The following is a 12143-nucleotide window of genomic DNA, read 5'->3' on the forward strand; positions in this document are numbered from 1 at the left end:
GGATGTATGCGCCGGCTATAAGGGGCTGGTCAGGCCCGGAGGTAGGCCAGGACGGCCAGGGGTCGCTCGGAGCGGCGCCAGCGTTCGCGGCGGGGTTACAGCGGATGTATGCGCCGGCTATAAGGGGCTGATCAGGCCCGGAGGTAGGCCAGGACGGCCAGCACCCTGCGGTGGGTCTCCTCGGCCGGGGGCAGGTCCAGCTTGGTGAGGATGGAGCCGATGTGCTTGCCCACGGCGGCCTCGGAGACCACCAGCGCCTTGGCGATGGCGCCGTTGGACTTGCCCTCCGCGATCAGCGCCAGCACCTCGCGTTCGCGTGGGGTGAGCCGCTCCAGCGGATCGCGGCGCCGGCGCAGCAGCTGTCGTACGACTTCGGGGTCGACGACGGTGCCGCCCTCCGCGACCTCGCTCAGCGCGTCGACGAACTCCTCGACCTGGCCGACGCGGTCCTTGAGGAGGTAGCCGACCCCGGATCCGTCGCCGGAGTCGAGGAGGTCGGAGGCGTAGGTGCGCTGCACGTACTGGCTGAGGACGAGCACCGGCAGGGCGGGCCGCGTCTCGCGCAGGCGCACCGCGGCGTGCAGGCCCTCGTCCTGGAAGCCTGGCGGCATGCGTACGTCGGTGACGACGATGTCGGGTTCGTGCTCCTCGACGGCGGCGACCAGGGCCGTCGCGTCGCCGACGGCGGCCACCACCTCGTGGCCGCAGCGGCCGAGCAGGCCGATGAGGCCCTCGCGCAGCAGCACACTGTCCTCGGCCAGAACTACCCGGAGCGATCGGCGCGTTCGGCCGTCTCGGTCCACTCGCAAGGAATCTCCACACTCAGCAAGGTCGGTCCGCCCGGCGGACTGGACAGGGAGAGTCTGCCATCGAGGACGGACACCCGGTCGGCGAGCCCGGTCAGTCCGCTGCCCCGGCCGGCGTCCGCGCCGCCGCGGCCGTCGTCGCGGACCTTGAGCACCAGGCGTCCGTCGTCGTGGCCGCCGCTGACCGCGGCGCGGGTGGCGCCGCTGTGCTTGGCGACATTGGCGAGGGCCTCGCAGACGACGAAGTAGGCGGCGCTCTCCACCGCCTGGGGCAGCCGTCCGGGCAGGTCGAGGTCGACGTCGACGGGGACGGCGCTGCGGTCGGCGGCGTCGGCGACGGCCGCGTCGAGGCCGTAGTCGGCGAGGACCTTGGGGTGGATGCCGTGGATGAGCTCGCGCAGTTCCTCAAGGGCCTTGCCGGCTTCCGTGTGGGCCCTCGCGAGCTGGTCGGCGAGGGGGCCCGGCGGGGCGTCGAGGCGGGCCAGGCCCAGGGTCATCGTCAGGGCGACCAGGCGTTGTTGGGCGCCGTCGTGCAGATCGCGTTCGATGCGGCGGCGCTCGGCCTCGAAGGCGTCGACCAGCCGGATGCGGGAGCGGCTGAGCTCGACGACCTTCTCGCCGAGGTCGGCGTCGCGGGGGGCGATCAGCAGCCGGGTCAGCTCGGCGCGGGCGCCCGCGGTGAGGCCGAGGACGTAGGCGCCGGCGGCCAGCAGCAGGACGCCGAGGACGGCGACGCCGAACGCGGTCGGCCAGTCGGTGACCGTCCAGGCCTTCAGCACCTTGGTCTCCTCGCCTCCGCCGACGGTGGCCATCAGCAGCGGGGCGGCCGCCATCGACAGCGGGAAGAGCAGGGCGACGGTGACGATCAGGGCCTCGGCGGGCCAGAGCAGTGCCGCGAAGAGCAGCGCGTAGCCGAGTTCCCGCCAGGTGAGCTGCTCGCGCACACGGGTGGTGAACCAGCACCACGGTCCGGGCCCGGCGGGCTCGGCGTGCGGGCCGTGCGCCGGGTCACGGTCGATCAGCCCCAGCCGGCGCCGCTCCACGGTTGCCACCGGAAGTCCGGCGAGGGCCGTGAGGGCGAGCAGGGGCAGGCCGACCAGGACGATCGCCAGGACGCCGCCGACCGCCACCAGCGTCACCAGGGACACCAGGGCGGCGAGGCCTGCCAGGACGCCCGTCACGAGATACGCGACGGAGCGCCAGGGCCACGGCGACAGCAGGAAGCCCGGCCGGGACAGGGCCTGCCACACATTGCGAGGGTGCATGGGGATCACCGTAGAAGCCGGGACGTGGGCTGTGCCATCGGTCCAGGTGGCGGACCGGAGGTAGGGCTGGCCATACCTCCGGTGCGGGGACATGGGGTCACGGGTGCGGCGCTGCAAGGTCCTGCCATCGCAGGCTGCTGCCAAACAGAAGGCTCAATTCCGGCCGGGAATGGCGCAAACAATGGCCATGGGTCAACGCTGCGCGCGTTGCGATCCGGCCCTGTCCATAGGGCGGGGGCTCACAGGAGTGGGGGACTCACATGGAATTCCAGCTTCTCGGTCCGGTGGAGGCACGGCACACGGCACGGAACCCGGGGCGGCGGGTGGCATTGTCCGGCTCGAAGGTGCACACGGTGCTCGCCACCCTGCTGCTCGCCCGGGGCCGGGTCGTGGGGGACGGCAGGCTCAGCGAACTGCTGTGGGGCTGGGATCCGCCGGCCACCATGAACGCGCAGATCTACACCTACATTTCGAGACTGCGCAAACTGCTCGGCTCGGACGTGGAGCTGATCCGCCGTCAGCCGGGCTATCAGCTGCTCGCGGAGGGGGCGCGGCTGGACGTGGTGGAGTTCGAGGAGCTGGACCGCAGGGGCCGCAGGGCGCTGGAGGAACGCCGGTTCGCGGACGCGGCGGACGCACTGCGCCGGGCGCTCGACCTGTGGCAGGGCCCGGCGCTCGCGGGGGTGACGCCGTATCTCGCCGAGGCGGAGGTGCCGCAGCTGGAGGAGGCCCGGGTGACCGCCCTGGAGCACCGGGTCGAGGCGGATCTGGCGCTCGGCCGGCACCAGCGGCTGGTGTCCGAACTCACCGGCCTGGTCAGCGAGTTCCCGGTACGGGAGCGGCTGCGGGCCCAGCTGATGACGGCGCTGTACCGCAGCGGGCGGCAGGCCGACGCGCTGCACGTCTACCACGAGGGGCGCACGGTGCTCGCCGAGGAGCTGGGGGTGGACCCCGGGCCCGATCTGACGACCGCCTACCAGGGCGCGCTCAGCGGTGACCTGGGGCGGCTGCCCGAGCCCGCCCGGGTGTCCGTGACCGCCTCCGGTACGGCGCGACGTACGCCGCCGCTGCTGTTGCCGCCCGATGTGGCCGACTTCACCGGGCGGCGGCGGGAGTTCGAGGAGCTGTGCGCGGCGCTGGTACCGGCGCCGGCGGAGCGGCGGCTGCCGTTCCGGCCGCGGCGGCTGCTGATCAACGGCATGGCGGGGGTCGGCAAGACGGCGCTGGCGGTGCGGGTCGCGCACGCGGTGGCCGGGGAGTTCCCCGACGGGCTGCTGTACGCGCGGCTGCGCCACGAGAACGGCGCGGTGAAGGACTCCGGGGTGGTGCTGGCCCAGTTGCTGAGCACCCTGGGCGAGCGGCCGGAGGACGTGCCCGTGCCGGGCGGGGGGCCGGGGCGTCTCGATGAGCTGGTGCACCGGTGGCGGACCAGGACGGCGGGGCGCAGGCTGCTGGTCGTGCTGGACGACGCGGCGAACGAGCTCCAGCTGGACACGCTGCTGCCGGCCACCGCCGAGGCGGCGGTACTGGTGACCAGCCGGGGGCGGTTGTCCACGGTGCCCGGATCGCACGGGCTCACCCTCGAACCGCTCGGGGACACGGAGTCGCTGGCACTGCTGGGGGCGGTCGCGGGACCCGCGCGGATCGGGGTGGAGCCCGAGGCGGCCCGGCTGATCGTGCGGGCCTGCGCCGGTCTGCCGCTCGCCCTGCGGATCGCGGGGACCCGGCTCGCCGCGCGCCCGCACTGGCCGGCCGCGCGGCTGGCCCGCCGACTGGCCGATCCCGCCTGCCGGACGGAGGAGTTGCGGGTGGGGGAACTGGACGTACGGCACACCCTGTCCACGGCGCTCGGGCAACGTCCGAGGGACGAGCGGGAGTTCGTGACCGCGCTCGCACCGCACGGCACGGAGGCCTTCACCACGGCGCGGGCCGCGCGCTTCGCCGGGATCGCCGAGGAGGTGGCGGAGGAGCTTCTGGAGCGGCTGGTGGAGGCGGCGCTGCTGGAGATGGCGGGCATCGACGCGACGGGCGAACCCCGCTACCGCTTCCATGAGTTGGTACGCCTGGTCGCGACCGGCCAGCCCGAACGGGACGGGGACCTGACCCTGACGGGGACGTGAGGGGACCCGACCCCGCGAGGTATGCCTGGCCCTACCCCAAGTCTCGCCTCTGCCGCACTGCGTCGCACCGGCCTCACGCGGTTTCGTGGAGTGGTCGGAGAACGGCGAGAGAGACGGGGAGCGGATGTTGGCTTGGCTGGCCGAGCGTGTGCTGGCGTTCGGGAGTGCCGGCATCCTGGTCACGGTTCTGCTGCTGCCCGCCCTGGAGGCCGCGCTGCCGGTGATCGGGGTGGCGCTGCCGGGGCAGACCGCGGTGGTGCTCGGCGGGGTGTTCGCCTGGCACGGGCACATCAGTGTGCAGGCCGCGCTGCTCACCGCGATGGCGGGCGCCGTGCTCGGCAACGCGGTCGGGTACGCCGTCGGCCGGCGCTGGCGGCGGCCGCTGCTGGAGCGGATGCCGGGCGGTGCGCGCGGGAGCCGGTACACCGCGCGGGCGCTCGGTCTGATCGAACGGCGCGGCGGCGGCGCGGTGTTCGTCGGCCGGTTCACCGCCGTCCTGCGCACCCTCGTACCGACCCTGTGCGGAGCCGTCCGGATGCCGCTGCACCGCTATCTCGCCTGGTCGCTGGTGAGCAGTGCGGTGTGGGCGCCCTCCTTCGTCCTGCTCGGCTATGTGATGGGCCCGGCCGGACCCGGCTGAGCACGCCCTTCGCAGGTTCCTGCCAGGGCAGTCTCCGGCCAGCCGCGGCGCCTCGTTCGGGCCCGGCCCGCTTCGACAATGACTTCGCCACGCCACTTCCGTCCCGCCTTGGTGCGCGGGAGGACCGACACCAACGAACAGGGACTTAGGGACAGATGACGAACAACGCGATCCAACTGCGCTCCGTGAGCCGGGAGTACGGGTCGGGCGGCGGCCGGGTCACCGCGCTCGACCAGGTCTCCCTGGCCTTCCCCCGGGGCACCTTCACCGCCGTCATGGGCCCCTCCGGCTCCGGCAAGTCAACCCTGCTGCAGTGCGCCGCCGGTCTGGACCGGCCCACCTCGGGCTCGGTCACCGTCGGCGACACCGAGCTGACGAAGCTGAGCGAGACCAGGCTGACGCTGCTGCGCCGGGAGCGCATCGGCTTTGTCTTCCAGGCGTTCAACCTGCTGCCGTCGCTGACCGCCGAGCAGAACGTGGCCCTGCCGCTGCGCCTGGCCGGGCGGCGCCCCAGGAAGGCCCGGGTCCGTGAGGTGCTGGCCCAGGTCGGTCTCGGCGACCGGGCCGGGCACCGCCCCTCGGAGATGTCCGGCGGTCAGCAGCAGCGGGTCGCCCTGGCCCGTGCCCTGATCACCCGCCCCGAGGTGCTGTTCGGCGACGAGCCGACCGGTGCTCTGGACTCGCAGACCAGCCGTGAGGTGCTGACGCTGCTGCGCGGCATGGTCGACGCCGAGGGCCAGACGATCATCATGGTGACCCATGACCCGGTGGCCGCCTCCTACGCGGACCGGGTGGTCTTCCTGGTCGACGGGCGCGTCAACGGCGAGCTGATCGGCGCCTCGGCCGGCGACATCGCCGCCCGGATGACCAAGCTGGAGGCCGTGCCGTGCTGAGCGTCGCCCTGCGCACCCTGCGCACGCGCTGGGTCACCTTCGTCGGCAGCTTCGTCGCGCTGTCGCTCGGTGTCGCGCTGATCGCCGTGATGGGCCTCGCCCTCGCCTCCTCGCTCGACGCACCCGAGCGGCAGCCGGAGCGGTTCGGCGCGGCCCCGGTCGTGGTGCAGGGCGAGGACACCCTGAGCGTGCCGACCCCGATCGGGGACCGCACCCAGAAGCTGGAGCAGCCCAACCCCGTGCCGGCGAAGACGGTCGCCGCGCTGAAGGAACTCGGCACCGTCACCGAGGACCGCTCCTTCCCCGTACGGGCCGAAGGGGCGCCCGGTGATCTGGTGGGCCACCCCTGGTCGACGGCCGCGTTCGCGCCGTACAAGCTGAACGACGGGCGCGCGCCCGAGGCCGACGGTGAGGTCGTCGTCAGCGGCGACTGGGCCGCCGTAGGACAGAAGCTGCGCACCGCGTCCGGGGCCGTGACGGTCGTCGGGACCGTCGGCGGGCTCGGCTTCGAGGACGCCGTCTTCTACACCGACGCCCGGGCCGCGCAACTTGCCCCGGTATCCACGCAGTTGGTCGTGGACGCCGACGCCTCGGCCGTGCGGACCGCGGTCGACGGCTCCGGCGTCGAGGTGCTCACGGGCACCGACCGGCGGCTCGCGGACGCCGACCCGGACCGTGACAGCGAGGCGCTGACCGCGATGAACGCCATGTTCGGCACGGCCGGCGGGGTCAGCGGCTTTGTGTCGGTGTTCGTGGTGGCCTCCACGTTCGCCTTCGCCGTCGCCCAGCGGCGCCGCGAGTTCGGGCTGCTGCGCACCGCGGGCGCCACCCCCGGCCAGATCCGCCGGATGGTGTTCGCCGAGGCGCTGCTGGTGGGTGTCCTCGCCTCCGCCGCGGGCTGTGTCCTCGGCGCGTACGCGGCGCCCTACCTCGCCGAGTGGGTGGTGGACGGCGGGCTCGCGCCGAAGTGGTTCGAGATCGGCGACTTCACCTGGCCGTACCACATGGCCTTCTGGACGGGGCTGCTGGTCGCGCTGTGCGGTGTCGTCGCCGCGTCCTGGCGGGCCGGGAAGACCGGGCCCACCCAGGCGCTGCGCGAGGCCTCGGTGGACAGCCGGACCATGACCTGGGGCCGCTGGCTGTTCGGTGCGGGCCTGCTGGTCACCGCCGCGGTGACGCTGGTGCTGGCCCTGGTGACCGACCCGGGCGACCTGCTGCACCGCAAGACGTACGTCAGCCGGCCCATGCTGCTGATCACCGCGATCGCGCTGCTGTCGCCGGTGCTGGTGCGTCCGCTGACCCGGCTGATCGCCTGGCTGCCGGCCCAACTGCCGGGCGCGGGCGGCATGCTGGTGCGCGAGAACGCCGCCGCCGGGGTCCGCCGTACGGCCGCCATCGCGGCGCCCGTGCTGGTCACCGTGGCGCTGGCCGGTTCGCTGCTCGGGGCGACGGCGACGCTGAACGAGGCGAAGGCCACCGAAACCCGGGAGCAGACCGCCGCGGACTTCGTGGTGTCCCCGTCCGGCGAGGGCTTCGGCGCGGCGGCGGTGGAGCGGCTGCGCCAGGTGCCGGGCGCGGAGGTCTCGGTGACCTCGTCGAGCGCGGTGTACGTCCTGGAGGAGGGGGTCGCGCTGATCCGTTCCGACGCCCGGGCCGCCGAGGCGAAGGCACTCGCGGACACCGTGCGGCTGCCGGTCACCGCGGGCCGGGTGACCGACCTCGACGACGACTCGATCATCGTCAACGAGGAGTGGGAGAAGCACTCCGTCGGGGACCGGGTGAGCGTGTGGCTCGGCGACGGCACGAAGAAGTCGCTGCGGATCGCCGCGGTGATGTCCATCGGCACCGGCGACAACGGCGTGTACGTCACCCCGGCCAACGCCCCGCGGGCACCCGTCGACCGGGTCGATGTGAAGATCGCAGACGGCGCGGACGCGGCGGCCGTGGCGAGCGCACTGGCTACGGCGGTCAAGGGCGACGGCGGCGAGGTCCTCACCAAGGACCAGTGGGTGAGCGCCAGTTACCCGGAGACCAACGAGACCACCCGGCTCGGGTTCCTGCTGGTCCTCGGCATCGCCCTGCTGTACACGGGCATCTCGCTGGCCAACACCCTGGTGATGGCGACCTCCGACCGGGTCCGGGACCTGGCGGTGCTGCGGCTCGCCGGGGCCACCACCTGGCAGGTGCTGCGCCTTGTGGCCTGGGAGGCGCTGATGGTCGTGGTGGTCGGCGGGGTGCTGGGGCTGCTGGTGGCCGGGCTCAACCTGTTCGGCATGTGGAGCGCGCTGGGCCTGCTGTCGGTGTGGACCTCGATCGAGATCCCGTGGGCGGCCATCGGCTCCGCGGTGGGCGCCTGTGCGGTGCTGGCCGTGGTCTCCGCGGTGGCACCGGCCGGACTGTCCATGCGGCGGCGGGCGGTGGAGCTGGCGGGCATGCGGGAGTGACCGCCCCCTGAGACGTCGCGCCGGGTGGTCAACGTCCCCCCGTCCCGCTCGGCGCGGCACCAAGAGGGCCGGCCGCCGGTTCCGTACGGCAGGCGTACGGAACGGGAGGCCGGCCCTCGTCGGTGCGGAACAGGCCTGAAAGAGAGGGGGGTTCAGACGGCGGCCGGGGAACGGGAGGGTTCCGCCATCGCCACCGCGATCTTCCGCGGTCCGGTGAACGGCTCACGGCCGTGCGCGGCCAGCATGTTGTCGACGATCAGCACGTCGTCGCGCCGCCAGTCGAACCGGGTGGACGCCGAACGGTAGGCGGCCCGCAGATGCGCGACCGTCTCGTCGGGGATACGCCCTCCGTCGCCGAAGTAGGTGTTGGTGGGCAGGTCCTCGTCGTCGAAGATCTCCCGCAGCCCCTCCTGCACCTCCGGCGCCAGCGAGGTGACATGCCAGAAGGTGGCGTGGTTGAACCAGACCTCCTCCCCGGAGACCGGGTGCGTGTGCACGGCCCGCCGGACCGTGGTGGTGCGCAGTCCGCCGTCGGACCGCCACTCGGCCGTGATGCCCTTGCCCCGGCAGTACTCCACGATCGCGTCCCGGTCCTGCGTCCCGAACGCCTCCTGCCACGGCACCCCGAAGTCGGCGTGGAAGTTGCGCACCACGCGCCAGCCGCCGCGCCGCGCGAACTCCTCGCGCACCGCCGGGTCGATCGCCCGGTACACCTCGCGGATGTCGGCGAGCGGGGTCGCGCCCTCGGTGAGGGCCGGTTCGATGCAGTAGAAGTACAGGGTGTGCGGCCAGACGGCCTGGTAGGAGTTCTCGTTGTGCAGGAAGATCTCCTCGTCGGCCGGATAGTCGGTCGACGTGTACACCTGCCCCTTGATGGTGGAGCGCGGCGAGGAGCGCTCGGCGTAGTCCAGCGGCGCGCTGCCGGAGAAGGCCCGCACCACCCCGTCGAAGCCGTCGACGCCGCCGACCTCGAAGCCGCGCAGCAGGATCGCTCCGCGGGTGCCGAGGGCCTCCCTGAGTTCGGTGCGGTGCTCGGCGATCCAGGCGTGCACCGCGGTGCCGGGCGCTGCCGTGTAGGTGATCGCGGTCATGGGACCAGGACCTTTCTCGTCGGTTCGCCCTGGCTGTCCAGGGACTCGTAGCGGCGTGGTTCGACCGGGCCGAGCGTGGTGCCGGCCTGCCGGGCCAGGGCCGCGAACACCCCGTCGACCACCGGCAGGTCCTCCACCAGCCAGGTGTCGGGACCGGTCGGCAGCGCGTGGCCGACCAGCACCGGGCCGTCGTCGGCGGGTTGTACGTCCACCTCGCGCAGGTTGGTGATGATGCCGACGCCGCTCGCCTTGACGACGGCCTCCTTGCGGGTCCAGCAGCGGAAGAAGGCGTGCAGCCGCTCCCGCTCGCCCTCGTGGGCGTCGGCGTGGGCGAGTTCGCCGGCGCTCATCACCAGCCGTGAGGCGCCCTCCACGTCCAGGTCGCGGCCGTCCTCCAGGTCGACGCCGACCTGCCGGCCGACGAGCACCGCGAGCAGCCAGTGCGGCCCGGACCTGGACAGGTTGAAGTCGAGGTCGGTGGGCGGCCAGTCGATGCGCGGCCGGCCGTGCCGCGGGTGCGCGCAGCGCGGGCAGGGGCGGCGGCCGAGGACCAGGTCGCGCGGATCCTCGCCCAGGTAGTGGGCGAGGATCCGGCGCAGCGCCGCGTGCGCCGACGCGTAGCGTGTCGCGGCCGGTTCGCCCAGGCGCCGGGCCTGGGCCAGCTCCTCCTCGGACAACAGGTCGGTGTCGCCCGGCGCCAGGGTGTCCGGTGCCCTGCCCCGCCAGACGTGGACCGCGTCGTGGTCCCTCAGATACTCGTATGCGGCGGTCATCGCCTCAGTCCGTTCTGTGCGTTGGGGAGCCGAGGGGCCGTCAGTCCGACATGGCGACCAGCACCCGGCGGTCGCCGGTGAACGGGCGGCGGCCGTGCGCCAGCAGGACGTTGTCGATCAGCAGCAGGTCTCCGGCGCGCCAGTCGACGTCGACCGCGTGCTGCAGACCGCGGTCGCGGATCTGGACGACGTACTCGGCGGGGATGGGGCTGCCGTCGGCGAAGGTGACGTTCTGCGGCAGCTCGTCCTCGGGCAGGATCTGCGCGAGGGCGGCCGCGGTGTCGTCGCCGAGGCCCGCGGGGTGCCACTGGTCGGCCTGGTTGAACCACACCTCGGCGCCGGTGACCGGGTGCCGGGTGGTGGCCGGCCGCACCGAGGAGACCCTGATGCCGCCGTCGGCCTTCCACTCCCAGGTGGCGCCGGTGGGGGCGAGGAAGGCCTCCACGTCCTCGCGGCTGGTGGTCTCGAAGGTGTCCTGCCAGCTCTTGCCGAGGCCGAAGCCGTCGTGCAGGTTCTGCACGTAGCGCACTCCGCCCGCGAAGGCCTCGCGCACCTTGTCGTCCAGGGAGTCCAGCCACAGGGCGGCGTCGACGACGGGGGTCGCGCCGCGGCTGCCGGGCTGCACCTGGCAGTAGAAGGCCAGACGCGTGGGCCAGGCGTGGGCGTAGCTCATCTCGTTGTGCATCGAGATGGTGAATTCCTGCGGGTACTCGGTGGAGGTGTAGACGTTGCTGCCGACCTTGGTGCGCGGGGAGTTGCCGTGCACGTAGGCGAGCCGCTTGGGCAGCAGCACGTCCAGCGCCTGGTCCAGTTCGGCGGGGGTGACCCCGAAGCCGCGGAAGACCAGGCCCTTCTCCGCGACCAGCAGCTTGCCGAACTCCTCGCCCATGCCGGTGACCCGCTCCACGAGCTCCTCGGCGCCGCCCACCCCCTCGCTCTCGATCTCCAGGGGGGTCCAGATGTCCGTCTGCGTCATGTCAAAACCTCCAGGTCTTCGGTGATGTCGGCGAGCAGGTCGGCCTCGCGGGGGGCGAGGTAGAAGTGGTCGCCCGGATAGGTGCGCAAGTGGAAGCCAGCGGTGGTGAGTTCGGCCCAGGCGGCGACCGCGTCCGGGGCGCAGCCGGGGTCCTCGGTGCCCAGGTGGGCGGTGATGGGGGCGTGGACGGGGGTGGGCGGGTCGGCGGGGCGGTAGTTCTCGATGAGCCGGTAGTCGGCGCGCAGCGCGGGCAGCAGCAGCTCGCGCAGTTCGGGGACGTCGTAGGCCTCCGAGCCGAGGTCGCCGAGCCGGCGCACCCCGGCGACGAGGTCGTCGTCGGACCGGTGGTGCAGGCCGGTGGGGCGGGCGCGGTGCGGGGCGGAGCGGGCCGAGACCATGAGGCGGCGCGGCACGACTCCGTGCCGGGCCTCAAGCCTGAGCGCGGTCTCGTAGGCGACGGAGGAGCCCATGCTGTGCCCGAACAGGGCGAGGGGCCGGTCGAGCCGGTCCAGCAGGGCGGCGGTCACGGCGTCCGCGAGGGCGGCCATGTCCTCGACGCAGGGTTCGGCGAGACGCTCCTGGCGTCCGGGGTAACGGACGGCGAGCAGTTCCACGTCCTCGGGCAGCCGGGCCGGCCAGCCGCGGAACAGCTGGGCGTTGCCGCCGGCGTGCGGGAAGCAGACGAGGCGCAGCCGTGGCGCGCGGCCGTTCGCCGCCGGGTAGCGCCGGAACCACGGCACGTCGTGAACGGTGACAGCGGTCATGGGGTCTCGTCTCCTTTCGTACGGGGGTGGTGGTCCGGTCCCAGAGGCTTTCGTCCGGGCCTTGAGCGAGCGTCGAGCCCGGACGCCGGACGAGCACGATGCTGCGCACCACCGCCACCGGCCCCGGCCCCGCCCGGGAGCTCCCGCCGCGAGCCAGGCCCCGGCACGGCCGGCCGAGCCTCGCCCCGGGACGCCACCGCACCGACGCCCGGCGCCACGGATTCATCCGGGAAGCCGCTTCTCACGTCGAATCCCGGCACGGCCGGCCGAGCCTCGCCCGACGACGCCACCGCACCGGCCCCGCCCGGGAGCTCCCGCCGCGAGCCAGGCCCCGGCACGGCCGGCCGAGCCTCGCCCCGGGACGCCACCGC

At 73.5% G+C, this 12143-nt stretch carries 11 protein-coding genes; 5 read left to right on the forward strand and 6 right to left on the reverse strand.

The genetic code is table 11. The annotated features are described in order from the left end of the window. Positions 1 to 131 precede the first annotated feature (131 nt). Both RMT89_RS38765 and RMT89_RS38770 read right to left on the reverse strand, forming a co-directional pair. Positions 132 to 746, reverse strand: coding sequence for a response regulator transcription factor (locus RMT89_RS38765; RefSeq protein ID WP_315888459.1), 615 nt, complete (start codon positions 744 to 746; stop codon positions 132 to 134). Between the two features lie 17 nt (positions 747 to 763). Next, positions 764 to 2071, reverse strand: a complete 1308-nt coding sequence (locus RMT89_RS38770; RefSeq protein WP_315888460.1) for a sensor domain-containing protein — start codon at positions 2069 to 2071, stop codon at positions 764 to 766. Positions 2072 to 2331: 260 nt separating this feature from the next. Here RMT89_RS38770 and RMT89_RS38775 point away from each other — a divergent pair, with 260 nt between their 5' ends. The 4 genes from RMT89_RS38775 to RMT89_RS38790 all read left to right on the forward strand — a co-directional run bounded on the left by RMT89_RS38775 (position 2332) and on the right by RMT89_RS38790 (position 8168). Continuing rightward, entirely contained in the window at positions 2332 to 4191 is a 1860-nt protein-coding gene (locus tag RMT89_RS38775; protein WP_315888461.1) for a BTAD domain-containing putative transcriptional regulator, read from the forward strand. Between the two features lie 124 nt (positions 4192 to 4315). Next, positions 4316 to 4831, forward strand: coding sequence for a DedA family protein (locus RMT89_RS38780; RefSeq protein ID WP_315888462.1), 516 nt, complete (start codon positions 4316 to 4318; stop codon positions 4829 to 4831). Between the two features lie 155 nt (positions 4832 to 4986). Then, positions 4987 to 5724 (forward strand): ABC transporter ATP-binding protein, encoded by a 738-nt coding sequence (locus RMT89_RS38785; RefSeq protein WP_315888463.1) that lies wholly within the window; start codon positions 4987 to 4989, stop codon positions 5722 to 5724. Continuing rightward, positions 5718 to 8168, forward strand: coding sequence for an ABC transporter permease (locus RMT89_RS38790; protein ID WP_315888464.1), 2451 nt, complete (start codon positions 5718 to 5720; stop codon positions 8166 to 8168). The genes RMT89_RS38785 and RMT89_RS38790 overlap by 7 nt, the downstream gene beginning before the upstream one ends. Before the next feature lie 152 nt (positions 8169 to 8320). On the opposite strand, the gene RMT89_RS38795 is transcribed toward RMT89_RS38790, so the two are convergent. From RMT89_RS38795 to RMT89_RS38810, 4 genes are read right to left on the reverse strand one after another with little or no spacing between them, the layout of a single operon-like run. Continuing rightward, on the reverse strand, positions 8321 to 9259 hold the full coding sequence (locus tag RMT89_RS38795) for a TauD/TfdA family dioxygenase (RefSeq protein ID WP_315888465.1): 939 nt from the start codon (positions 9257 to 9259) through the stop codon (positions 8321 to 8323). After that, on the reverse strand, positions 9256 to 10032 hold the full coding sequence (locus RMT89_RS38800; protein WP_315888466.1) for a 4'-phosphopantetheinyl transferase superfamily protein: 777 nt from the start codon (positions 10030 to 10032) through the stop codon (positions 9256 to 9258). The genes RMT89_RS38795 and RMT89_RS38800 overlap by 4 nt, the downstream gene beginning before the upstream one ends. Positions 10033 to 10072: 40 nt before the next feature. After that, positions 10073 to 11008, reverse strand: a complete 936-nt coding sequence (locus RMT89_RS38805) for a TauD/TfdA family dioxygenase (RefSeq protein WP_315888467.1) — start codon at positions 11006 to 11008, stop codon at positions 10073 to 10075. After that, on the reverse strand, positions 11005 to 11772 hold the full coding sequence (locus RMT89_RS38810; RefSeq protein WP_315888468.1) for an alpha/beta fold hydrolase: 768 nt from the start codon (positions 11770 to 11772) through the stop codon (positions 11005 to 11007). The genes RMT89_RS38805 and RMT89_RS38810 overlap by 4 nt, the downstream gene beginning before the upstream one ends. Positions 11773 to 11870: 98 nt before the next feature. Between RMT89_RS38810 and RMT89_RS38815 the strand changes: the two genes are divergently transcribed. Beyond that, on the forward strand, positions 11871 to 12143 hold a 273-nt coding region (locus RMT89_RS38815), incomplete at its 3' end, for a hypothetical protein (RefSeq protein ID WP_315888469.1).

Origin of the sequence: Streptomyces sp. P17 (genome assembly GCF_032436805.1) — a bacterium.
Lineage (GTDB): Bacteria > Actinomycetota > Actinomycetes > Streptomycetales > Streptomycetaceae > Streptomyces.

What these genes read in the sequence shown, in the direction of transcription:
- RMT89_RS38805 (WP_315888467.1), bottom strand. Translation starts at nt 11,008, where the DNA reads ATGACGCAGACGGACATCTGGACCCCCCTGGAGATCGAGAGCGAGGGG.
- RMT89_RS38780 (WP_315888462.1), top strand. Translation starts at nt 4,316, where the DNA reads ATGTTGGCTTGGCTGGCCGAGCGTGTGCTGGCGTTCGGGAGTGCCGGC.
- RMT89_RS38800 (WP_315888466.1), bottom strand. Translation starts at nt 10,032, where the DNA reads ATGACCGCCGCATACGAGTATCTGAGGGACCACGACGCGGTCCACGTC.
- RMT89_RS38775 (WP_315888461.1), top strand. Translation starts at nt 2,332, where the DNA reads ATGGAATTCCAGCTTCTCGGTCCGGTGGAGGCACGGCACACGGCACGG.
- RMT89_RS38770 (WP_315888460.1), bottom strand. Translation starts at nt 2,071, where the DNA reads ATGCACCCTCGCAATGTGTGGCAGGCCCTGTCCCGGCCGGGCTTCCTG.
- RMT89_RS38785 (WP_315888463.1), top strand. Translation starts at nt 4,987, where the DNA reads ATGACGAACAACGCGATCCAACTGCGCTCCGTGAGCCGGGAGTACGGG.
- RMT89_RS38810 (WP_315888468.1), bottom strand. Translation starts at nt 11,772, where the DNA reads ATGACCGCTGTCACCGTTCACGACGTGCCGTGGTTCCGGCGCTACCCG.
- RMT89_RS38795 (WP_315888465.1), bottom strand. Translation starts at nt 9,259, where the DNA reads ATGACCGCGATCACCTACACGGCAGCGCCCGGCACCGCGGTGCACGCC.